This is a genomic window from Paracoccus sp. SSJ, assembly GCF_030234105.1.
GTDB lineage: Bacteria > Pseudomonadota > Alphaproteobacteria > Rhodobacterales > Rhodobacteraceae > Paracoccus > Paracoccus denitrificans.
In genome coordinates, this window is the sequence record NZ_JASSPE010000015.1 from 1 (window position 1) to 21930 (window position 21930).

The 21930-nt window shown below is 69.5% G+C and carries 23 protein-coding genes and 1 tRNA gene; 13 read left to right on the plus strand and 11 right to left on the minus strand.

Translation table 11 applies throughout. The features are described 5' to 3' along the window. Nucleotides 1-441: 441 nt before the first annotated feature. The 3 genes from gnd to QPR87_RS15765 all read right to left on the minus strand — a co-directional run bounded on the left by gnd (nucleotide 442) and on the right by QPR87_RS15765 (nucleotide 3602). A complete protein-coding gene (gene gnd, locus QPR87_RS15755; protein WP_285050267.1) occupies nucleotides 442-1842 on the minus strand; it encodes an NADP-dependent phosphogluconate dehydrogenase in 1401 nt (466 codons plus the stop codon). 158 nt (nucleotides 1843-2000) lie between these two features. Beyond that, nucleotides 2001-3263 (minus strand): class I SAM-dependent methyltransferase, encoded by a 1263-nt coding sequence (locus QPR87_RS15760; protein WP_285050269.1) that lies wholly within the window; start codon nucleotides 3261-3263, stop codon nucleotides 2001-2003. Between the two features lie 264 nt (nucleotides 3264-3527). Continuing rightward, nucleotides 3528-3602: transfer RNA gene (locus QPR87_RS15765), tRNA-Gly, on the minus strand. A gap of 199 nt (nucleotides 3603-3801) precedes the next feature. On the opposite strand from QPR87_RS15765, the gene QPR87_RS15770 reads away from it, so the two are divergent. Continuing rightward, nucleotides 3802-4422, plus strand: a complete 621-nt coding sequence (locus QPR87_RS15770) for a DUF5671 domain-containing protein (RefSeq protein ID WP_285050271.1) — start codon at nucleotides 3802-3804, stop codon at nucleotides 4420-4422. Continuing rightward, nucleotides 4415-4849, plus strand: a complete 435-nt coding sequence (locus tag QPR87_RS15775) for a hypothetical protein (protein WP_285050272.1) — start codon at nucleotides 4415-4417, stop codon at nucleotides 4847-4849. Before QPR87_RS15770 ends, QPR87_RS15775 begins: the two co-directional genes overlap by 8 nt. Here the strand turns inward: QPR87_RS15775 and QPR87_RS15780 are convergent. Continuing rightward, nucleotides 4846-5301: a GNAT family N-acetyltransferase gene (locus QPR87_RS15780; RefSeq protein ID WP_285050273.1), complete on the minus strand. Its 456-nt coding sequence runs from the start codon at nucleotides 5299-5301 to the stop codon at nucleotides 4846-4848. The two genes, QPR87_RS15775 and QPR87_RS15780, sit on opposite strands and share 4 nt — an antisense overlap. 57 nt (nucleotides 5302-5358) lie before the next feature. Beyond that, complete coding sequence (locus tag QPR87_RS15785) at nucleotides 5359-6708, minus strand: condensation domain-containing protein (protein ID WP_285050275.1); 1350 nt, start codon at nucleotides 6706-6708, stop codon at nucleotides 5359-5361. Between the two features lie 187 nt (nucleotides 6709-6895). Between QPR87_RS15785 and QPR87_RS15790 the strand changes: the two genes are divergently transcribed. Together QPR87_RS15790 and QPR87_RS15795 are read left to right on the plus strand one after the other, a co-directional pair. Then, nucleotides 6896-8518, plus strand: coding sequence for a (2,3-dihydroxybenzoyl)adenylate synthase (locus tag QPR87_RS15790; protein ID WP_285050276.1), 1623 nt, complete (start codon nucleotides 6896-6898; stop codon nucleotides 8516-8518). Nucleotides 8519-8529: 11 nt separating this feature from the next. Continuing rightward, nucleotides 8530-8772 carry a phosphopantetheine-binding protein gene (locus QPR87_RS15795; protein WP_230999407.1) on the plus strand — a complete coding sequence of 81 codons (243 nt, stop codon included), beginning with the start codon at nucleotides 8530-8532 and terminating at the stop codon, nucleotides 8770-8772. A gap of 39 nt (nucleotides 8773-8811) precedes the next feature. On the opposite strand, the gene QPR87_RS15800 is transcribed toward QPR87_RS15795, so the two are convergent. From QPR87_RS15800 to QPR87_RS15810, 3 genes are read right to left on the minus strand one after another with little or no spacing between them, the layout of a single operon-like run. Further along, nucleotides 8812-9582, minus strand: coding sequence for an SDR family oxidoreductase (locus QPR87_RS15800; RefSeq protein ID WP_285050278.1), 771 nt, complete (start codon nucleotides 9580-9582; stop codon nucleotides 8812-8814). After that, nucleotides 9573-10229: an isochorismatase family protein gene (locus QPR87_RS15805; RefSeq protein WP_285050279.1), complete on the minus strand. Its 657-nt coding sequence runs from the start codon at nucleotides 10227-10229 to the stop codon at nucleotides 9573-9575. The genes QPR87_RS15800 and QPR87_RS15805 overlap by 10 nt, the downstream gene beginning before the upstream one ends. Then, entirely contained in the window at nucleotides 10229-11434 is a 1206-nt protein-coding gene (locus QPR87_RS15810) for an isochorismate synthase (RefSeq protein WP_285050280.1), read from the minus strand. The genes QPR87_RS15805 and QPR87_RS15810 overlap by 1 nt, the downstream gene beginning before the upstream one ends. A 384-nt stretch (nucleotides 11435-11818) precedes the next feature. Between QPR87_RS15810 and QPR87_RS15815 the strand changes: the two genes are divergently transcribed. Together QPR87_RS15815 and QPR87_RS15820 are read left to right on the plus strand one after the other, a co-directional pair. Beyond that, on the plus strand, nucleotides 11819-12781 hold the full coding sequence (locus QPR87_RS15815; protein ID WP_285050281.1) for a diacylglycerol/lipid kinase family protein: 963 nt from the start codon (nucleotides 11819-11821) through the stop codon (nucleotides 12779-12781). Further along, entirely contained in the window at nucleotides 12778-13566 is a 789-nt protein-coding gene (locus tag QPR87_RS15820; protein ID WP_011748663.1) for a metallophosphoesterase family protein, read from the plus strand. Before QPR87_RS15815 ends, QPR87_RS15820 begins: the two co-directional genes overlap by 4 nt. 1 nt (nucleotide 13567) lies before the next feature. Here the strand turns inward: QPR87_RS15820 and QPR87_RS15825 are convergent, their stop codons facing one another. Continuing rightward, nucleotides 13568-14362 carry a VOC family protein gene (locus QPR87_RS15825; RefSeq protein WP_285050282.1) on the minus strand — a complete coding sequence of 265 codons (795 nt, stop codon included), beginning with the start codon at nucleotides 14360-14362 and terminating at the stop codon, nucleotides 13568-13570. Between the two features lie 163 nt (nucleotides 14363-14525). Between QPR87_RS15825 and QPR87_RS15830 the strand changes: the two genes are divergently transcribed. Both QPR87_RS15830 and QPR87_RS15835 read left to right on the plus strand, forming a co-directional pair. Further along, on the plus strand, nucleotides 14526-15725 hold the full coding sequence (locus QPR87_RS15830) for a THUMP domain-containing class I SAM-dependent RNA methyltransferase (protein ID WP_285050283.1): 1200 nt from the start codon (nucleotides 14526-14528) through the stop codon (nucleotides 15723-15725). Nucleotides 15726-15827: 102 nt separating this feature from the next. Further along, nucleotides 15828-16577: an SDR family NAD(P)-dependent oxidoreductase gene (locus QPR87_RS15835; RefSeq protein ID WP_285050284.1), complete on the plus strand. Its 750-nt coding sequence runs from the start codon at nucleotides 15828-15830 to the stop codon at nucleotides 16575-16577. Nucleotides 16578-16581: 4 nt separating this feature from the next. Here QPR87_RS15835 and QPR87_RS15840 read toward each other — a convergent pair whose 3' ends face one another. After that, on the minus strand, nucleotides 16582-17097 hold the full coding sequence (locus QPR87_RS15840; protein ID WP_502921616.1) for a L,D-transpeptidase family protein: 516 nt from the start codon (nucleotides 17095-17097) through the stop codon (nucleotides 16582-16584). Nucleotides 17098-17114: 17 nt separating this feature from the next. Continuing rightward, entirely contained in the window at nucleotides 17115-18176 is a 1062-nt protein-coding gene (gene ribA / locus QPR87_RS15845) for a GTP cyclohydrolase II (protein WP_011748658.1), read from the minus strand. 133 nt (nucleotides 18177-18309) lie between these two features. Here ribA and QPR87_RS15850 point away from each other — a divergent pair, with 133 nt between their 5' ends. From QPR87_RS15850 to QPR87_RS15870, 5 genes are all read left to right on the plus strand, one after another. Continuing rightward, nucleotides 18310-18996 carry a response regulator transcription factor gene (locus QPR87_RS15850; RefSeq protein WP_011748657.1) on the plus strand — a complete coding sequence of 229 codons (687 nt, stop codon included), beginning with the start codon at nucleotides 18310-18312 and terminating at the stop codon, nucleotides 18994-18996. Between the two features lie 303 nt (nucleotides 18997-19299). Further along, nucleotides 19300-20085, plus strand: coding sequence for an exodeoxyribonuclease III (locus QPR87_RS15855; protein ID WP_011748655.1), 786 nt, complete (start codon nucleotides 19300-19302; stop codon nucleotides 20083-20085). A gap of 90 nt (nucleotides 20086-20175) precedes the next feature. Further along, nucleotides 20176-21087 (plus strand): thioredoxin, encoded by a 912-nt coding sequence (gene trxA, locus QPR87_RS15860; protein ID WP_285050286.1) that lies wholly within the window; start codon nucleotides 20176-20178, stop codon nucleotides 21085-21087. Between the two features lies 1 nt (nucleotide 21088). Next, complete coding sequence (locus QPR87_RS15865; RefSeq protein ID WP_285050287.1) at nucleotides 21089-21727, plus strand: LON peptidase substrate-binding domain-containing protein; 639 nt, start codon at nucleotides 21089-21091, stop codon at nucleotides 21725-21727. Further along, entirely contained in the window at nucleotides 21724-21915 is a 192-nt protein-coding gene (locus QPR87_RS15870; RefSeq protein ID WP_011748652.1) for a Trm112 family protein, read from the plus strand. The genes QPR87_RS15865 and QPR87_RS15870 overlap by 4 nt, the downstream gene beginning before the upstream one ends. Nucleotides 21916-21930 lie beyond the last annotated feature (15 nt).

Below are 21930 nucleotides of genomic sequence, written 5' to 3' on the forward strand. Positions count from 1 at the left end.
TGAAGCGCTCATGGATCGCCCATTCCCCGTCCGACATCAGGTCTCGTGCCAAGCTGGTCTCCGTCGCAGATACCAGCTTGAATCATGTTCAGCCCGCCCGGTGAACCCCGTTTGTCAACACGGCCTAATCCGCTGTTATCATGTTCGTCGGTTGTTCCCGGTTTGTCTTGATAACGATTTTCAGGGAGGGCGTTGGTTTTTCTGGGGAAACGCTGGGCCTTGCAATCCGCTGCGTAACCTCTCCGTCAACCCGCCGGAGCCTCGCGTTTGCTGGGCTTTCGCCGGGCGGGGTCAAGGGGGTTGTTGCCTTGTCCGCCGCTTTCGCGAAAACCGTTGGCCCTTGAGGGGCGGGAGAGGCTTTGGCTCGATCCTTCCCGGCAACCGGCAACCGGCAACCGGCAACCGGCAACCGGCAACCGGCAACCGCCGCCCCCCCCCCGCTCAGCCTGCCATTGCCCACGGCCCATGGTGGTTGTCCTGGCCGTCGAGGCGGTCGAAGCCGTGGGCGCCGAAGAAGTCGCGCTGCGCCTGGATCATGTTCGCCGTCCCCCGCCCGGTGCGCATCAGGTCGAACCAACCCAGCCCGGCACCCAGCGCCGGCAGCGCATGGCCGTGCAGCACGCCCTGCGCCACCATCCGGCGCAGCGCGGGGATCGCCGCCTGCAGCCGCTCGGCGAAGAAGGGCGCCAGCACCAGGTTGCGCGACGGATCCTCGGCCAGCGCCGACGCCATGTCGTTCAGCATGGCCGAGCGGATGATGCAGCCCGCGCGCCACACCCGCGCGATGCCCGGCAGGTCCAGCCGCCAGCCAAAGGCCCGGCCGGCAGCCTCGATCATCGCGAAACCCTGCGCATAGCACAGGATCTTGCCGGCGATCAGCGCCGCCTCCAGCTCGGGCAGCGCCAGCTCCAGCGCCTGCGGGCCGGCGCCGAAGCGCGCCTCGCCCGCCCTGCGCTCGTCCAGGCGGGCCGAGACGTTGCGCGCCGCCACCGCCGCCTCGATCACCGGGATCGGCGCCGCCAGGTGCTGCGCCTCGATCGCGGTCCAGCGCCCGGTGCCCTTCTGCCCGGCGGCGTCCAGGATCACGTCCAGCATCGGCGCCCCGGTCAGCGGGTCGGAGGCCGCGGCGACGGCGGCCGAGATCTCGACCAGGTAGGATTTCAGCGCCCCCCGGTTCCAGGCCGCGAAGGTCTCGCCGATGGCGGCGGCCGGCATGCCCAGCCCGTCGCGCATCAGCCCGTAGACCTCGGCGATCATCTGCATGTCGGCATATTCGATGCCGTTATGCACGGTCTTGACGAAATGGCCGGCGCCGGCCTCGCCCATCCAGGCGGCGCAGGGGGTGCCGTCCTCGGCCCGGGCGGCGATGGCCTCCATGACCGGGGCGATGCGGTCCCAGTCGGCCCGCGCCCCGCCGCCCATGATGGCGGGGCCGTGGCGCGCGCCCTCTTCGCCGCCCGAGACGCCCATGCCCAGAAAGCGCATCGGCAGGCCGGCCGCCGCGCGGCGGTCGGTGTCGTGGAAATTGGCGTTGCCGGCGTCGATCACCAGGTCTTCGGGCCCGAGCAGCGGGACCAGCGCCGCGATCTGGTCGTCGACGGCCGGGCCGGCGGGGACCATCAGGACGATGGCGCGCGGCGGCGCGATGGCGGCCACCAGATCGGCCAGGCTCTCGGTCGGGACCACGCGGTCCGCCAGGGCGCCCGCCTGGGCGTGGAAGCGGCGCGTGACCTCGGTCGTGCGGTTCCACACCGCGATCGGAAAGCCCTTCTCGGCAATGTTCAGCGCCAGCGCCGCACCCATCGTTCCAAGGCCGATAAGGCCGATTGTCGCTTTTGTCATCTCGGTTCCGCTCCGTTCCGCTTGGCATCGCCCGGGCCTTGCCGGGGCGATGGATGTCCCAGATTCTCGGCTTTCGGCCGATGTTACCGTTAACTATTCGCAGGCGGCCCCGCTTGCCAAGGGCCGGCCTGCGCATTGTGAAGGCGCATCGCGCCGGATCAGCGATAGATATGGTCCCGCCGGAAGGGATAGGCGGATTGCGCGCCCGGCAGGTCCGGCGTCGTCATGGCCGGGTCGGGATGGATCAGCAGGATCTGGTAAAGCGCCACCCAGCCCTGCTCGAAGGCCAGCGCGCAGCCGGCCAGATACAGCCGGTAGGCCTGCAACACCTCGGCGGCGCGCTCGGGCGGCATCGAGCGTGCCAGCTCCTGCTCGGCCTCGGGCAGTTGCGCCTCCAGCGCGTCGGACCAGGCCCAGAGCGTGCGCGCGTAATGCGGCCGCAGGTTCTCGGTATCGACCATTTCCAGCCCGGCCTGCGACATGCTGCGGATGGCCTGGCTGACATGGATCAGCTCGCCGCCCGGAAAGATGTATTTCTCGATGAAATCGCCCAGGCCGCCGCCGACCATCGCATCGTCCACCCCCGAGGCGGCGATGCCGTGGTTCAGCGCCAGCCCGCCCGGCCGCAGCAGCCGGCGCAGGGTGTCGCAATAGGTGCCCATCCTGGCACGCCCGACATGTTCGAACATGCCGACCGAGGCCAGCTTGTCGAAGGGCCTGTCGGGCACCAGGTCGCGATAGTCGCACAGCAGGATGCGCACCCTTTCGCCCAGGCCCTCTTCGGCGATGATGCGGCTGACATGGTCGAACTGGTTCTGCGACAGGGTGATGCCGGTGGCATCGACGCCGTAATGGCGCGCGGCATGCAGCAAAAGCGCACCCCAGCCGGCGCCGATATCGACGAAGCGTTCGCCCGGATGCAGGTCCAGCTTGCGGCAGATCAGGTCCAGCTTGGCCTCTTGCGCCTGCGCCAGCGTCATCTGCGGCTGGGCGAAATAGGCGCAGGAATAGACCCGTCGCGGGTCCAGCCAGAGCGCATAGAAATCGTCCGAGACGTCGTAATGCGCGCGGATCTGCCGCGCGTCGCGGTCGCGGCTGTGGCGCAGCACCGAATGCAGGTGATTGAACAGCCTTTGCCAGGGCTTGGGCTGGATCGGCTGGCCCTCGTCGGGCACCAGCGCCGCGACGATTCGCATCAGGTCGCGCATCGAGCCCTCGATCCGGGCGCGGCCGCGGACGATCTCGTCCCCCAGCCGGCCCAGCCGCGCCGAGGCCAGCGGCGCCAGCGCGGCCATGTCCTTGAAGGCGATGGTGACGCGTGCATCCGCCGGTCCCAGCCGCCGCCCCGAGGGCAGGCGAACGGCCAGCGGCACGCCCAGTCGTTGCAGTTTCCGTTCGATCAGAGCTTCCAGAGCCGGCATGATCACCTCACGCTTGGGCTGGCCGCGATTCGGGGGATGCGTGGTTGCGAAAGCGCGGCAGCTTGTTCCTGACGGCTGTCCCGGATGTGGCAGCCGGGGCAACTCCGGTTACCATACTAGCGCCGATTCACGGAAAATGGCCAGAGGCAGGGCAAATGCTCTCTCCGGGTCGATCGAACGCAGCTATGGTGTGGCTTCAGGGGGTGGCCTGAAACGTCGAAAGCGGCCCGTAGGCCGCTTTTCGCCGATCCCGAAGGAAGATTTTGGAGCGGGCGATGAGATTCGAACTCACGACCCTTACCTTGGCAAGGTAATGCTCTACCCCTGAGCTACGCCCGCACTCCATCCCGATGGCGCTTCGCCTTCGGTGAGGCGTCATTTATGGGAGCGCGCCGGGGGGTGCAAGGGGAAAAATCGCGCCGCCGGGAAAATTTTCGCGCCGGTGCCGGGGCAGGGTGAAACCGCCCCAGCCGGCGTCCCGACAGGCTTGACCGGGCGTCCGGCATGGCGAAACCTGCCGGCCAGACAGGGGGTGCCGATGAAACCGTCCGACCAGCTTTCCGAATTCGTCCGCCGGGCCATGGTGCAGGGCGGCGACCGCGACGGCATCGCCCGGGCGCTGGCCCATGCCGGTTGGTCCGCACCCGAGATCGACGAGGCGCTGGGCGGCTGGGAGACCGCCCCCGGCCTGCCGCCGGTGCCGCGTCCTCGCCCCTATGCCTCGGCGCAGGAGGCGCTGCTTTACGGCCTGCTGTTCCTGTCCCTGGGCATGATCGGCTGGCATGTCTGCGAGCTGGGCATGGCGCTGATCGACCGGCTGATTCCCGACCCGGCCGACAGCCGCTATTACGGGCCGGGCAGTTCCACGCGCTGGTCCATCGCCTCGCTGATCGCCTTCGTGCCGCTGTTCCTGGCGCTGAACCGCCGGGTGGCGCGGATGAGCCTGGGCGATGCCGGGCGGCGGCGGTCGCTGGTGCGCAAGTGGTTCGCGTCGCTGACCTTGCTGGTGGTGGCGCTGGTGTTCTTGGCGGACGGGATCTATGTCATCTACACGCTGCTCAACGGCGATCTGACCGTGCGTTTCGCCGCCAAGGCCGCCCTTGTCGCCGGGGTCGCGGGGCTGGTCTTTGCCTATTACCGGGACGAGTTGAATGATTAAGGGCTGGGCGACCCTTGCCATCGCGCTGCTGGCCGCGACCGCCGTCGTCGCCGGGCTGGCGCTGACCGGAGGCCCCGGCCATGCCCGCAAGGAGCGCCGCGACCGCGAGCGTGAAAACGACCTGGCGAATCTGGGCCGGCTGGTGGTCTGCCTGGCGCGCGAGAACGGCGACCGCCTGCCCGAGATGCTGGATACCACCCCGCGATGCGACCGGCAGGTGCGGCTCGCCGATCCCTTTACCGGCGAGCCCTATCGCTACGAGGTGACCGGCCCGCGCAGCTATCGGCTTTGCGCCGGGTTCGAATTGCCGCAGCGCCGTTCGCCCGGGCTGGCGGATCGCGATGCGACGGGTTGCAGCACGCGCAACTTCATCCCGGCCGGCCCGCAGCGGCCGGGGGCGGGGGCGACGATTCCCTATCGCGACTAGGCCAGCGGCTTTTCCATATAGATGCGGTGCAGCCCGGCTTCGTGGACACGGCGCGTTTCGGCATAGCCGAGCCGGGCATAGATGGCCTGATTCTCGACCATGGCCACATGAGTATAAAGCCGCAGCCGGGGCAGCCCCGCCGCACGGGCGCGCTTTTCGGCGAATTCCATCAGCCGCCGGCCAAGTCCCAGCCCCTGCGCCCGGGGAGAGACCGCCACGTTCTCGACCAGCAGCGCATCGGGTTGCGGGATCAGCACGACCAGGCCCAGCACCGCGCCGCCCCGCTCCAGCAGATGCGTCCGGCCGGCCGCGATGCGCGCCGCATGGTCGTCCAGCATCGGTCCCGGCTTGCGGCCGATGCGGGCGACGTAATGACCATAGGCGCTGTTCACCAAATCCCCGACCACGGCCAGATCGCCGGCCGTGGCAAGGCGCATGTCGTCGCTGTCCATCCCGTCGCCTCCTGCCCGGGCAGTTTGCGCCGGGGTGGGCGGGCCGGCAAGGCCGCGTCAGCCCGGCAGGCCCGCCAGCGGGAGCGGCAGGTTTTCCGGCACCAGCGCCGCCGAAAGAAAACGCGGCAGGCCGTCGGACAGCCGGGCGAAATCCTCGGGCGGGGTCAGGGTCGGATCGGCCTCGACCAGCAGTTCCAGCCCCTGCGCCTCGCCATCGCCGCGGATGGTGATGTTGAACCCGTCGCCCGGGCCGTTCGACAGCACATGCCGCGCGGTTTCGCAGCCGGCAAAGCGCGCCTCGTCAAAGGGCAGCACGTTGATCAGCGGCGAGAAGAAGAAGCGGCTGCGCGGCTCCATGCCGTAATCCTCGGCGATCTGCTCGATGCGGTAGCGGCCGTGGCGGCGCAGCTTGCGCTGCCGCCCGCCCAGCCGGGCCAGCGCCTCGCCCAGCGGTTCGGCCGGGTGCAGGGTCACGTCCAGCGGCAGGATGTTCACCACCAGCGCCGGGACCGAGACGGCGACGCTGCCCATCCGGCTCATATAGGGCAGCCAGACCGGCATCGCGATGCGGCCATGGTCGTCGGCCAGCCGCTCGGCCGAGCCGTCCCGCAGGTGCAGTGCGGCCCAGGCCGAGCAGAGCACCGTCAACAGGTCCGGCCAGCCCATGCCCACCGCCTGCGCCTGCCGCATCAGCGCGGGGCGCAGCGCCGACAGGTCATGCGCGGCGCAAAGCGCCTCGGCGGGATAATCCTCGGACCCCTTGCGCAGCACGCGCGGGCGGGGCCTGGCCGCCAGCACCTCGGCCCAGTGCCGGCCGTCGGCGGCATGGCGCGGGCTGGCGCGATAGTCGGTTTCCTCGTTCAGATAGTCGGCCAGCGGGCGCAGCGGCTGGCCGGGGTCCGCGCCCTTGGCCAAGGCGGCGTAAAGCTGGGCGCAGCGCCGTTCGATCAGGCCCATGGCATAGCCGTCCAGCGCGATGTGATGCCCGCGGTTGAACCACAGGTAATGCCCCTCGGCCAGCCGGATCAGCCACTGCGCCGCGATGGGCCGGTCCAGCAGGTCCAGCGCTGCATCGACATCCGCCTGCATCAGCGCAAGGGCGTGCTCGCGCGCATCCGCGCGGTCCGACAGGTCCAGGTGGCGCAGCCGGGGCCGCTGTGCGGGATCGACCCGCTGCACCGGCCGGCCATCGGCACCGAGGCCGAAGCGCAGCGCCATGATGTCGGTCTCGGCTATGGTCGCCGTTATGGCGCCGGCCAGCGCCTCGGGGTCCGCGACCCCGCGCAACTCGATGACATGGGCGACGGTCGAGACCGCCTCGCCGGGGTGGAACCGGAACTCTTCCCAGAAATCCATCTGGGCCAGCGTCAGGGGCAGCCAAAGCCCCTCGGCTTGATGATGCGTCATGAAATCCTTATCCCTGTCGCAGGGTCTGGCATTCTGAACGAGAGGGGGCTGGCTTGGTTGCGTCCCGGGAAGGATGCGGCTGGCTTGCTTCAAGAGAGAAAGCGGGATAAAAATACTCAACTATTAACACCCGTCAAGGTGCCGCAGGTGCCCTGAGCGGGTCATTGCCGTAAGAACAGGTATTCGCATGATTGAATTCAGCCCTTGGCCGCAAGACCTCGCGCAGCGCTATCGCGAGGCCGGTTATTGGATCGACCAGCCGCTGACCCATATCCTGGACGCGCAGCTGGCCGCCAACCCCGAGGCCGAGGCGCTGGTCTGCGGTTCGCGCCGTTTCAGCTATGCCGATCTGGACCGGCTGTCGCGCAACCTGGCCGCCCGGCTGGCGCAGCAGGGGCTGGGCCATGGCGATACGGCGCTGGTGCAATTGCCGAACGTGGCCGAGTTCTTCGTCGCCTTCTTCGCGCTTCTGCGGATCGGCGTGGCGCCGGTGAACGCGTTGTTCAGCCATCGCCGGCTGGAGCTTGCGGAATATGTCCGCCAGATCACGCCGCGCGTGGTCATCGCCTCGCGCCAGCACGAGCTGTTCCGCGACGACGCCTTTGCCGAGGAATTGCGGGCGGGCGGCGTCGCGCATCTGCTGCTGCTGGGCGAGGACGACCCCCAGCGCAGCCTGGATCACTGGCTGACCCATGGCGGCGACCTGCCGGCGGGGGCGGGGCCGACCCCGGGCGATCAGGTCGCCTTCTTCCAGTTGTCGGGCGGCAGCACCGGCACGCCCAAGCTGATCCCGCGCACCCATAACGATTACGACTACAGCATCCGCGCCAGCGTCCAGATCTGCGGCGTGACCTCGGCCACCCGCTTTCTTTGCGCATTGCCGGCGGGGCACAACTTCACCATGAGCTCGCCCGGCGCGCTGGGGGTGTTCCATGCCGGCGGCACGGTGGTCATGGCCTCCAGCCCCGAACCGCTGACCTGCTTCCAGATCGTGGCGCGCGAACGGGTCACCATGGCGCCGCTGGTGCCGCCCGCCGTCGCGCTGTGGCTGCGCGCGGTCGAGGAAGAGCCCGCCCGCCGCGCCATGCTGGACAGCCTGGAGCTGATGCTGGTCGGCGGCGCCAGTTTCGCCGAGGCGACGGCGCGGCGCGTTCCCGAACTGCTGGGCTGCCGCCTGCAGCAGGTCTTCGGCATGGCCGAGGGGCTGGTGAACTATACCCGGCTGGACGATCCGCCCGAGGTGATCTTCACCACCCAGGGCCGCCCGATCAGCCCCGACGACGAGGTGCGCATCGTCGACGAGGACGGCTGCGACGTGCCGGACGGCACGCCCGGCGCGCTGGCAACCCGCGGCCCCTATACCTTCCGCGGCTACTACCGCAGCCCCGAGCACAATGCGAAGTCCTTTGACGCCGAGGGGTTCTACTATTCGGGGGACGTGGTGGTGCGGCAGGGCGGCAACCTGCGCGTCGTCGGCCGCATCAAGGACCAGATCAACCGGGGCGGCGAAAAGATCGCCGCCGAGGAAATCGAGAACCTGCTGGTGCGCCATCCCGACATCACCCATGCCGCGCTGGTCGCCGCCCCCGACGCGCATCTGGGCGAGAAAAGCTGCGCCTTCCTGGTGCTGCGCGAGGGGTCGGGCAAGCTTTCCCCGCCGGCGCTGCGCCGGCACCTGCTGGAACTGGGCGTGGCCGAATACAAGCTGCCCGACCGTTTCCGCTTCGTGCCCGAACTGCCGCTGACGGCGGTGGGCAAGATCGACAAGCGCCGCCTGCGCGACAGCCTCGTGGCCGAAACCGCCGCCTGAAAGGACGAATGATGGATATTGCCGAAAAGACCGATCTCAGCCCCGAATGGCTGGCCGCCCGTGTTCAGAAGATGATCGAGGACGATTGCGAGATCGAGCCGGGTGAGAACCTTGTCCTCTACGGGCTCGACTCGATCGCGGTGATGACCTTTTCGTCGGAGCTCAAGCAGATGGGCATCGAGGCCAGCTTCGAGGAACTGGCCCGCGAGCCGTCGCTGGACAATTGGTGGGCGCTGATTTCGTCGCGGCTGTGAGCGACGGGCCGGCCGTGTCAGGCCGGCCCCGACAAAGGGTCAGGCGCGCAGCGTCGCGCCGCCATCGACGTAAAGGTCGGCCATGGTGACATGGCCCGCCTGGTCCGACAGCATGAACATCACCGCGCCGGCGATGTCCTCGGGTGTCGCCAGCTTCTTCAGCGGGATGCCGGTGCGATAGGCGTCCAGGCTGCCCTCGATCACCGCGCGCTCGCCCGCGCCGCCGTCCTCGGTCCACATGCCGGTCTGCATCGGCGTCAGCGTCGAGCCCGGCGCGACGATGTTGCAGCGCACGCCCTGGGCGGCCAGTTCCAGCCCCAGGCAGCGGACCAGCATGGTCGCCGCCGCCTTGGACGCGGCATAGACGCCCATGTTCATGCGCGGAATCCCCGCCGCGTTCGAACTGACCGCGACGATGGCGCCGCCGCCGTTCCGCACCATGGCCCGGCCAAGGGCGCGGGTGACGTGGAAGGTGCCCCGGGCGTTCACGCCGATCACCCGCTCCCATTCCTCGGGCGGCAGCTCCAGCAGCGGCCCGATGGCCAGCACGCCGGCCGCATGGACGCCAAGCGCCAGCGGGCCATGCGCTGCCTCGACCTCGGCCACCAGGGCCTCGACCGCATCGCCGTCGCGCACGTCCAGCACCCGGTTCTCGGTCCCCGCGACGGGATTGCCGGCCAGCGCGGATTCGGTATCGGCGGCGACGACCGTCGCCCCGGCGTCCAGCAGCGCGGCGACCACCGCGCGGCCGATGCCGCCTGCCGCGCCGGTGACGATGGCGGTCTTGCCCTGAAATCCGGTCAGGCGCATGACTTCACCTCATGCGTGCCAAGCGCCTCCAGCGCCTGCCGGGTGGACAGCGGCACGCCGCAGGTGGCGGCGATCCATTCCATGGCCATGTCCTGTTTCTCGCGCGAGAAATCCGCCTGCGCATCGGCCACGGCAAAGGCTTCGATGTCGCGCTGGAACGCCTCGGCGGCGGTGGCGAGGCAGCCGATATGGGCATAGACGCCGCAGATCATCAGCTGGTCGCGGCCGCGCGCGCGCATCAGCTGCTCCAGGTTGGAGCGCTGGAAGGCGCTGTAGCGATGCTTGACCAGCACGATGTCGCCTGTCGCCGAGGCCAACTCGGGCAGGATCTCCTCATGCTCGGGGGTGGCGCTCATTCCCGGCCCCCACAGGTCGGCCTGGAGCCCGCGATCCGGGCGGAACTGATTGCCCTTTTGCGCGGTATAAAAGACCGGCACGCCCGCCGCCCGCGCCGCATGGATCAGCCGCGCGATATTGCCGATCACCGGCGCCAGCGGTGCGCCCTCGGGATAGACGCGGCAGAAATAGCGCTGCATGTCGTGGACCAGCAGCGCCAGACGGTCGCGGTCGGGCTGCCAGGGACCGCGCGCCTTGGGCAGTTCGGCCTCGGTCGGGGGGGCGTAGGGGGCGATGCCGGGCAGGGCCATCAGGTCTCTCCGTTGCATGGCACGCCCTGCAGCGCCGCGTCCTGCGGCAGGCCCAGGGCGGCCAGAAGCGCGCCGAACTTGGCGCCGGTCTCGGCGGCCTCGGCCATCGGGTCCGAGCCGGGAACGATCCCCGCGCCCGCGTAAAGCCGCGCCCGCCGGCCGCTGATCTCGGCGCAGCGGATGGCGACATGCCAGGCGCCGTCGCCGCTTGCGTCGCACCAGCCGACCGCGCCGGCATAGAAATCCCGCGCCACGGGTTCAAGGGCCTTGATGAAGCCCGCCGCCCGCGCCATCGGCACGCCGCAGACCGCCGGCGTCGGATGCAGCGCCGAGGCCAGCACGACCGAGGGCGTGCCCTCGTCCTTCAGCCGGCCCTCGATCCGGGTGCCCAGATGCCACATGCTGCGGGTCGAGGTGATGCAGGTGCCCTCGGGGCAGCCCAGTTCGCGGCAGAAGGGCGCCAGCGTGTCCAGGATCGACTCGACCACCAGCGCATGTTCGCGGTGGTCCTTGGCCGAACCGGACAGGGCTTCGGCGGCGGCGCGGTCTGCGGCCGGATCGGACAGCCGGCGCGCCGAGCCCGCCAACGGATGCGATGCGATGCGCCGGCCCCGCTTCTCGACCAGCAGTTCGGGCGTCGCTCCGATCAGCGCGCGGCCCTGCGGATGGTTGGGCCCGGCGGGCAACGCCACGCGAAAGGCGGTCACGCTGCGGTCGGCATGCAGCCGCGCCATCAGCGCCTCGACCGGGATCGGCGCGGCGGATTCGACCAGAAGCGTGCGCGCCAGCACGATCTTTTCCAGCGCATCCTCGCTGCCCGCCTCTTCGGCCATGATGCCGAGCGCGCGGGCCACGGCATCGGCATAGTCGCGCGCCGCGGGCTCGGCGGTCAGGCGCCAGCCCGGCAGCGGCAGGCCCTGCGGCGTGATGCCGCCGGGGGCGGGCGCCTCGCTGCGGCGGCATTGCCACAGGCAGTCCCCGGCCTCGCGGTCGAAGGGCAGGGCGCCGCCGATCATCTCGTCCGGCGCGGCCCCGGCAAGGGCCGCCGTCACCCGCGTCTCCAGCGTCGCGGCGTTGCCGGGGGCGATGCGACGTGCGGGGCCTTGGCCCAGGATGCGACCCGAGGGGCCGTCGAAACCGAACAGAACCGGATCAGGCACGGGCGACGCCGTCTTTTTCGGCGCCTCGGACAGGCGGATGTTCATGATGCATCTCGTTTTCAAAGGAATTTCGTCCCCGGTCCCGGTAGCCGCCCGCTGCGGTGAAAAATGGCGCGGGTTGCGCAGACATGGATGATGCCGCGATCAGATTTCCGGGGCAGAACTCTCCTGCGCAGGGTTAGGTGACTGATGTCTCGGGTGGCGAACCGTCGCAACCCCAAGGGGCACGGCCGGTCGGGTGGATGTCCCGCCCCTCAGCTTCCCGGGCGCAATCTGTCAAAGCACCCCCGGAAAGGCAAGTAAAAAGATCAGGATTATTCCGGGCAGGCGATTTGTCGCAACCTTGGCGCAGGCCGGGCGAGGGGCGAGGCTGGAACCCGGCGCCGGGTCGGGGGGTTGCGGGGCGTGGCAATGTGGAAAGACGACCGGATGACCAGCCAGCGCGATCCTGCGGAAGACCCCGATTTCGATCTGGGAAGCGCACGGGTCTGTGCCATCGTGAACATGGGTTCGGGCCGCGAGGCGGGCGACGACATCGCGGACAAGCTGCGCACCGCGCTGCACGGCCGGGTGGCTGCGTTCGAGGTCCGGGGCACCGGGCAGGGCGACGACCTGCCCGCCATGGCCCGCGCGGCCGTGGCCGAGGGGTTCGACCTGATCGTCGCGGCCGGCGGCGACGGCACCCAGGCCGCCGTGGCCGGGGCGGTCGCGGGCACGGAGGCGGCGATGGCGGTGATCCCCGGCGGCACCTTCAACTATTTCGCCCGCGACCTGGGCTCGGGCGAGACGGTCGAGGCGGCGTTGGGGATCTTCGACGCCCCCCGCATCCGCCGGGTCCATGTCGGCGAGATGAACGGCATGATCTTCGTGAACAATGTCAGCTTCGGAGCCTATCCCGAGATCCTGCGGCGCCGCGAAAGCATCTATCGCCGCTGGGGCCGGTCGCGGCTGGCGGCCTATTGGTCGGCGGTGGCGGCGCTGTGGACCCTGCGCCGGCCGCTGCGCCTGACCGTGCGCGCGAACGGCGAAGAGCGGCATTTCACCACCGCATTGGCCTTTGTGGCGAAAAGCGCCTACCAGCTGGATACGTTCGGGCTGGAGGGGGCCGATTGCGTGCGGCGGGGCCAGCTGGCGCTGCTGCTGGCGCGGGCGAAGCGGCCGGGGCCCCTGGTGCGCTCGGCCTTGCGGCTGGCCTTGGGCAAGACGGCGCGCTATGCCGATTTCGACCTGATCTGTGCCGATGAATTCGAGCTTGAGACCGTGCCGCGCCATGAATATGTCGCCCATGACGGCGAAAAGACCTGGATGGATTCGCCCTTTCGCATCCGCGTGCGCCATGGCGCGCTGAAGGTGCTGGTCCCGGCCGAAAGCGGCGGGCGGGACGCCGGATGACGCGCATCCTGCATCTGTCGGACCTGCATTTCGGGTTGGAACGCCAGCCGCTGGTCGATCCGCTGCTCGACCGGATCAACGGCGCCCGCGCCGATCTGGTGGTGGTGACGGGCGACCTGACCCATCGCGGCCGGTCGGCGCAATTCGCCCAGGCCGCGGCCTTTCTGCGCCGGATCGAGGCGCCGCTGCTGGCGGTGCCCGGCAATCACGATATCCCGCTTTACAAGCTGGCGGACCGGATGATGCGCCCCTATCGCCGCTGGCGCCGCGCCATCGCCGCGAATCTCGAGCCGGTCGGCCATGTCGGCAACCTGCGCGTGCAGGGCGTCAACAGCGTCGATCCGATGGCCTGGCAGCGCGGCATCATCACGCCGGCGCAGGTCGCGCGGGTGATCGCGGGGATCGACCCGGCCTGCATCAACATCGTTGCGCTGCACCATCCGATGCAGCAGCGCCCGCAGGTGGACAAGGCGCTGATGCAGGGCGCGGGCCCCGCGCTTGCCCGCTTCGAGGCCGAGGGCGTGCAACTGGTGCTCAGCGGCCATCTGCACCTGTGGTCGATCGGCGCCTTTCTGGGTGAACAGGGGCGGCCGATCCTGCAGGTGCAGGCCGGCACGGCGCTTTGCGCCCGTCCCGGCGACCGGCAGAACGAATTCGCCGTGCTGGACTTCGCCGGCCCGGACCTGCTGGTCGAGCGCCATGTCGCGCCCATGACCGAGCCCGGCTTTCGCCCGCCCGAGCATCTGCGCTTCATCCGCCGGGACGGGCTTTGGCGCCCGGCCTAGATCAGCCCTTGGGTTCGACGCGGAAGGTCGTGCCCCAGGGGTCGCGAAATTCGGGCGCCCCCAACGCCTGCAACCGATCAGGATCGGCGGCCAGCACCACCTCGGCCAGCCCTGCCGAATCGGCGCTGCGCGGCCCCGCGCCGCGGCTGTTCCAGACATTGCCCGCCAGGTGATGGTGATAGCCCCCGGTGGCGAAGAAGCTGGCGCCGAAGCGATGCGCCATGCGTTCCATGCCCAGCCGGTTCATGCAGAAATCCTCGGCCGCGGCCACGTCGCCCACCTGAAGGTGGACATGCCCCACCACGCTTTCCCCGGGCGCGCCGGTCCAGTCGCCCTCGGCCGCCGCCATGAGGCCGGGCAGGTCCAGCGCGATGGTGTCCATCCGCACCTCGGCGCCGTCATGCTGCCAGGCGCTGCGGGGGCGGTCGGCATAGACCTCGATCCCGTTGCCCTCGGGGTCGCGCAGATAGATCGCCTCGCTGACCAGATGGTCCGAGGCGCCGTCGAGCCTGATGCCCTGATCGGCGACGAAACGCAGCCAGCGCCCCAGGGCCTGACGGTCGGGCAAGAGAAAGGCGGTGTGAAACAGCCCCGCCTCCTGCGGGCGCGGGCGGGCTGCCTTGTCGCTGCGCAACTCCAGCAGCGGCTTGCCGCCCGCGCCCAGCACCAGCTCTTCGCCGCTGCCGGAAATCCGCTCCAGCCCGATGACGGAGCGATAGAAATCCCCGACCCGGCCCAGGTCGTTGACGGTCAGGGCCACCCGGCCGATCTGGATGGGGGCGTCGCTCGTTGCCATGATACTCTCCTTTATCCTGTTGCAGCCAAGATAGGCGGGATGTGCATGGCAGGAAATGGCACCAATCGGGGAAGACTGCCGCCATTGCGGAGACAATAAGCGCGGATTGCCTTCGCCCGCGCCGCGGCGCATGATGCGGAGCCCTTTTGCCAGCCGGAACCCGATGAAGCCCCGCGCCCCCAAGACACGTCCCGCCAAGACCCCTGCCGCCCCCATCGCGCCGCGGCCGCAGCCCGAACCGGCGCCGCTGGCCGCCGATCCGGCGCGGATGGAAATCTTCCTGGTCGCCACCCCCGGGCTGGAGGAACCGCTGGCCGAGGAGGCCCGCGCGCTTGGCTGGGACGCGCAGGTCCAGCCGGGCGGGGTGACCTTCGCCGGCGGCTGGCCGGATGTCTGGCGGGCCAACCTGGAAATCCGCGGCGCGACCCGCGTGCTGGCCCGCATCGGCGCCTTTCGCGCCCTGCATCCGGCGCAGCTGGACAAGCGGGTGCGCCGCTTTCCCTGGGCCGACTGGCTGCGCCCCGACGTGCCGGTCCGCATCGAGGCGAGCAGCCGCAAGTCCCGCATCTATCACGCCGGCGCCATCACCCAGCGCATCGAGGCCGCCATCCGCGACACGCTGGGCGCCCCCATTGCCGAGGATGCGCCGGTCACGCTGAAGATCCGCATCGAGGACGATCTTTGCACCATCAGCCTGGACAGCTCGGGCGAATCGCTGCATCGGCGCGGCCACAAGCAGGCGGTGGGCAAGGCGCCGATGCGCGAGACCATGGCCGCGATGTTCCTGCGCCAATGCGGTTTCGACGGGCGCGAGCCGGTGCTGGACCCTATGTGCGGGTCGGGCACATTCCTCATCGAAGCGGCCGAGATCGCGGCGGGCCTGCACCCCGGACGGCTGAGGCATTTCGCCTTTGAACACCTGCCGGGCCATGACACGCAGGCATGGCAGGCGATGCGTAGCGCGCCGGTCCCGCCCGCCCCGGCACAGCCCCGTTACCACGGCAGCGACCGCGATCCCGGCGCGATCCGCATGAGCCGCGAGAATGCCGCCCGCGCCGGGCTGGACGGCTGGACCAGCTTCGAAAACCGCGCCATCGGCGAGCTTCAGCGTCCCGAAGGGCCGCCGGGCCTTGTCATCGTCAACCCGCCCTATGGCGCACGCATCGGCAATAAGGGTCCGCTGTTCGGCCTGCACGCCGCCATGGGCGAGGTGCTGCGCGAGCGGTTCCGGGGCTGGCGCGTCGGGCTGGTCACCAGCGAGGCGCCGCTGGCCCGCGCCACCGGCCTGCCCTTTCGCGAGCCGGGACCCTATGTCGCCCATGGCGGGCTGAAGATCCGGCTGTGGCAGACCGGGCCGCTGTGACCGGGGAACCCCGGCTGGCGGCGCCGCATTGATACGATTGGCCGCAGGGACGGAATCCCCCGCGCGCGCCATGATGCTTCCAAACCGCGCAGGAGAAACCCCATGGACATTCGTTTCGACAACAAGATCGCCCTTGTGACCGGCGCTGGCTCGGGGCTGGGCGAGGCGATCGCGCTGGAGCTTGCCGCCTCGGGCGCCACGGTGGTGGTGGCCGACCTGCATGAAGCGACTGCCCGCGCCACCGCCGACAGGATCGTCGCGGCGGGCGGCAAGGCCAAGGCCGTGGCGGGCGATGTCTCCGACCCCGATGCGGTGCGCAAGGCCGTCGAGGTCGCCAAGGGGCTGGGCGGGCTGCATCTGCTGGTGAACAATGCCGGTATCGGCGGCCCCAGCGCGCCGGTCGGGGACTATCCGCTGGACGGCTGGAAAAAGGTCATCGACGTCAACCTGAACGCGGTCTTCTACGGCATGCGCTACGGGATTCCGGCGATGCTGGAGGCGGGCGGCGGGGCGATCGTGAACATGGCCTCGATCCTGGGCTCGGTCGGGTTCAACGGCGCGGGCGCCTATGTCTCGGCCAAGCATGCCGTGGTGGGCATGACCAAGAACGCGGCGCTGGAATATGCGCAAAAGGGCATCCGGGTGAACTCGGTCGGCCCGGCCTTCATCGACACGCCGCTGCTCGACCAGTTGGACAGCGAGACCAAGCAGGCGCTGGTCGGCCGCCATCCCATCGGCCGGCTGGGCCGGGCGGACGAGGTCGCGGGGCTTGTCGTGTTCCTGCTTTCGGACCGCGCCAGCTTCATCACCGGCAGCTATCACCTGGTGGATGGCGGCTATACGGCGCTGTGACGCTTCAGTCCTTGCCGTGGCGGCTGGCGGGTTTGCGCGCCGGCCAGCGCGGCAGGGCGGGGATCTCCAGCACATCGCCCGGCACGACGGCCGAGGCGAGCCAGATCAGGTCACGCCGCGCCATGGCGATGCAGCCCGCGGTCGGAAAGCCCGGCCGGCGCCATTGATGCAGGAAGATCGCCGAGCCCATGCCGGGCCTGGCCTGCGGCCAGTTCCAATCCGTCACCAGCACGATGTCGTAAAGCGGATCGGCGCGCCGCATCGCCTCGTGGCTGGGGCCGAAGGGCGCGCGCACCGGGTGGTTATAGGCGGCATGGCCCGAGGCGTCGCACCACAGATCCCCCGGCAGGATCGGCCGCGCCCAGCCGTTCGGCCGCGCCACCCGGTCGGGGCGATAGAGCAGGCCGACGATGCGATGCCGGCCGATGGGCGTCGCGCCGTCGCCTTCGCGCTTGTCGGCCCGGATGCCGCCGCGCCCGACCGCGCAGGGGATGATCCGCGACCCCGCCCGCAGCCCCATGGGCGTCAAGAGCAGCCTCACAGCAGATGGCCCGATTTCGCGGCCTTCACGTCCAGATAGCCGGTATTGTGGCGGTTGCGGGGCGTGATCAGCGGCACGCGCTCGGCCACGCGGATGCCATGGCCCTCCAGCATGGCGACCTTTTTCGGGTTGTTGGTCATCAGCCGAACCGCGCCGAAGCCCATCTTCTTCAGGATGCCGGCGCCGATGCGGAAATCGCGCTCGTCATCCTCGAAGCCCAGGCGGTGATTGGCCTCGACCGTGTCGAAGCCCTGATTTTGCAGCGCATAGGCGCGCATCTTGTTGGCCAGCCCGATGCCGCGCCCTTCCTGGTTCAGATAGAGCAGCACGCCTTCGCCCGCCTGACCCATGGCGGCCAGCGCGGCATGAAGCTGCGGCCCGCAATCGCATTTCAGGCTGCCCAGCACGTCTCCGGTGAAGCAGGCCGAATGCAGCCGCGCCAGAACCGGCGCCTCGCGCGAGGGGGCGCCGATCTCGACCGCGTAATGTTCGGCCTCGCCATTGTCGGGGCGAAAGATGTGCAGTTTCGAGTTCTCGGCCGCCAGCAGCGGCAGGCGGGCGGCGGCGACGGGGGCCATCGCGGCCTCGGTCGCCATCTGCGCCAGCGCCGGGCCGGGCGAAAGCTGCGTCAGTCCCTCGACCGGCACGGCCAGCGGCACCACCAGCACGGCGGGCAGGAGCTGCGCCGATTTCGCCAGTGCGATGCCGGCGCGATGCGCATCCACCGCGCCGCCGCGCGGGCTGCGAAACGGCCCCTTCATCGGCGTCATCAGGTCGCCCGCCGGATCGGCCACGGCCCGCAGCCAGGCCAGGTCGCCGTCGCCCGGCACCTCGATCCGCGCCAGATCGCCGTCATAGACCCGGACCTTCAGCGTCTCGGCGCGCGGTCCGGTGATCGCCAGCACGGCCGGGCCGAGGGCGCGCATGGATGCCAGCCGGTCGGCGCGCAGCGTTTCGACCGCGGCGACGAGCTGGCCGCCGATGACCACGGGCAGCCCCATGCGCAGGTCGGCGCGGGCGCGCGAAAGGGTCTCGGTCAGGGTCGGGATCAGGGTCATCGGGCCAGCATGGTTGAAACAATCTGAAACATAGGGCGGAATTCCGACAACTCCATGTGAGAATTGCTGCAAACCGCTGGACGCTTGCCGCGCCGCGCCACAGTTTTCCGCCATAACGCCAAAGGAGGCAAGAATGGCCGGACTGAAAAAGATCCTGCTGGTCGATGACGAGGACGACCTGCGCGAGGCGCTGGCCGAGCAGCTGGTCGCCACCGAGGATTTCGAGGTGTTCGAGGCGGGCTCGGGCCATGAGGCGGTCGAAAGGACCAAGGGCGCGATCTTCGACCTGGTCGTGCTGGACGTGGGCCTGCCCGATACCGACGGGCGCGAGCTTTGCAAGCGGCTGCGCAAGCAGGGGGTGAAATGCCCCGTCGTCATGCTGACCGGCCACGATACCGATGCCGATACCATCCTTGGGCTCGACAGCGGTGCGAACGACTACATCACCAAGCCGTTCAAGTTCCCGGTGCTTCTGGCGCGGCTGCGCGCGCAATTGCGCACGCATGAGCAGTCCGAGGACGCGATCTTCCAGCTTGGCCCCTATACGTTCAAGCCGGCGATGAAGATGCTGATCGACGCCAAGGACCGCAAGATCCGCCTGACCGAAAAGGAAACCAACATCCTGAAGTTCCTGTATCGCGCGCAGGACGGGGTGGTGCCGCGCGACGTGCTTCTGCACGAGGTCTGGGGCTACAACGCGGGCGTGACCACGCATACGCTGGAGACCCATATCTATCGCCTGCGCCAGAAGATCGAGCCCGATCCCTCGAACGCGCGGCTTCTGGTCACCGAATCCGGCGGCTATCGCCTGGTCGCTTGATAAATGTTGATCCCCGGAACCCGCGCATGGCTGGCGGGTTCTGATTGCGAAGCCCGGTGGTCGGAGGATGCGGCCACATGATGACCCGGCCCCGGTCCAGACCGGCGGCCGGGTTTTTCGCTTGCCCTGCCGCGCGGGGGCGCTTCGCCCCCCGCACCCCCCGAGAGTATTTCTGAAACGGAGAAGATGGGGGGCGGCTTTCCCTGGTCAGGGTGGGGGATGGTGGGCGGACCGGGCCGGTCGCGGCGGTGGTGGACAAGCGGTGCCCGCGCCCCTAGGGTCCGTCCCCGAAAAGGAGCTGCCATGTTCACCATCGCCACCTGGAACATCAATTCGGTCCGCCTGCGCGAGGCGCTGGTCGCCCGCTTCCTGACCGAGGAAGCGCCGGACATCCTTTGCCTGCAAGAGACGAAAAGCCCGGTCGAGAACATCCCCCTGGAGGCGTTCCGGGCGCTGGGCTACGACCATTTCGTCGCGCGCGGGCAAAAGGGCTATAACGGCGTCGCCATCCTGTCGAAGCTGCCGATCGAGGATGCGGGCGACCGCGATTATGCCGGGCTGGGCCATGCCCGCCATGTCGCCGCGCGGCTGGAGAACGGCGTCACCATCCACAACTTCTACGTCCCGGCGGGCGGCGACATTCCCGATCGCGAGCAGAACGTCAAGTTCGGCCAGAAGCTGGATTTCCTGACCGAGATGCGCGACGTCTTCCATGCCGACCGGCCCGCGCGCTCGATCATGGTGGGCGACCTGAACATCGCCCCGCGCGAGGACGACGTCTGGTCGCACAAGCAATTGCTGAAGATCGTCAGCCACACGCCCATCGAGGTCGAGCATCTCGGCGCCGCGCAGGATGCCGGCAAATGGGTGGACATCACCCGCAAGGACATTCCGCAGGGCCTGCTTTACAGCTGGTGGAGCTATCGCGCGCGGGACTGGGACGCGGCCGACAAGGGCCGGCGGCTGGACCATATCTGGGCCACGCCCGATATCGCCAATGCGGGGCACAACAGCCGCATCCTGCGGCCGCTGCGCGGCTGGCAGCAGCCCAGCGACCACGTTCCGGTGCTGGCCAGCTTCGATCTGTGAGCCGTCGGGGCGCCGCGCGGCCAGCCGAATCTTGCATCGCGCCGGCCGCTGCGCCATCTAGGGGGCAACCCTTTCGCATGAGGAATTCCGATGCTCGAGCTTGGCTCCGCCCCAAAAGATGCCGCCCCCGCCGATATCATCAAGGACGTGACCGAGGCGACCTTCATGGCCGATGTGGTCGAGGCCTCGATGAAGATGCCGGTCATCGTCGATTTCTGGGCTCCCTGGTGCGGCCCCTGCAAGACGCTGGGCCCGCAGCTCGAGGCCGAGGTCGCCCGCCACAAGGGCCGCGTCCGCATGGCCAAGGTCAACGTGGACGAGAACCAGATGATCGCCGGCCAGTTGCGGGTGCAGTCGATCCCGACGGTCTATGCCTTCTTCCAGGGTCAGCCGGTCGACGGCTTCCAGGGCGCGATCCCGCAAAGCCAGATCAAGCAGTTCGTCGAGAAGCTGGTGGCCATGGGCGGCGATGACGGCGGGCTGGCCGAGGCGCTGGAGGCTGCCGAGGCGATGATCGCCGAGGGCGCCCCCGAGGATGCCGCCGAAACCTTCGCCGCGATCCTGGAGGAAGAGCCCGAGAACGCCGCCGCCTGGGGCGGGCTGATCCGCGCCCATCTGGCCGCCGGGGCCGAGGACCGCGCCGAAGAGGCGCTGGCGCAGGTGCCCGCTGCCGTCGCCAATGCCGCGCCGGTCGAGGCGGCCCGCGCCCAGTTGCAGCTGGCGCGGCAGGCCGCGAGCGCCGGTCCCCTGGACGAGTTGCGCCACAAGGTCGAGGCCGATCCGGCCGACCAGCAGGCGCGTTTCGACTATGCCACCGCGCTGCATGCGGCGGGCGAGGTCGAGGAGGCGATCGACCAGCTTCTGGAAGCCTTCCGCCGCGACCGCGACTGGAACGAGGGCGCGGCCAAGGCGCAGCTTCTGACCATCTTCGACGCGATGAAGCCCACCGATCCGCTGGCGCAGAAGGGGCGCCGCCGCCTGTCCTCGCTGATCTTCGCCTGACATGGCGCGCGGCATCGACCTGCCCGAGACCGTCCCGCTGTTCCCGCTGCCGGGCGCGGTCCTGATGCCCCGCACCCGCCTGCCGTTGCAGATCTTCGAGCCGCGCTATCTGCAGATGGTCGAGGACGTGCTGAAGACCCCCTCGCGGCTGATCGGCATGATCCAGCCGGCCGAGGGCGGGCTGGACGCGCTGGCCCAGGTCGGCTGCGCGGGCCGGATCGTGGCCTTTTCCGAACTGGACGACGGTCGGCTGATGATCTCGCTCAAGGCGCGTTCGCGTTTCCGGCTGAACGAGGTGCAGCCCGGCTTTACCCCCTATCTGCGCGGCCAGGTGAACTGGTCGGGCTATGAGACGGACCTGGCCGCCCAGCCCGAGGAGGATCCGCGTTTCGAGCGCAAGGGCTTCATGGCGCGGCTGGGTCGCTATATGGAGCAGCGCAGCCTGTCCACCGACTGGGATGCCGCCGAGGCGTCCGAGGCCGAGACGCTGGTCAATTCGCTGTCCATGCTGCTGCCCTTCGCCCCCGAGGAAAAGCAGGCCCTGCTGGAGGCGCCGACGCTTGCCAAGCGCCGCGTGCTGCTGGAGGGGCTGCTGGAATACGCCCTGCACGGCGGCGACAACGAGGAGACGATCCAGTGACCGACACGACCGAACGCGGCTATGACCGCCACATGCTCGAGGCGCTGGTCTGCCCGGTGACCCATGCGACGCTGCGCTATGACGCCGAGGCGCAGGAACTCATTTCCGAAGCCGCCGGGCTGGCCTTTCCGATCCGGGGCGGCATTCCGATCATGCTGCTGAACGAGGCCCGCCAGATCCGCGCCTGAGAAAAGGGCGGGCGC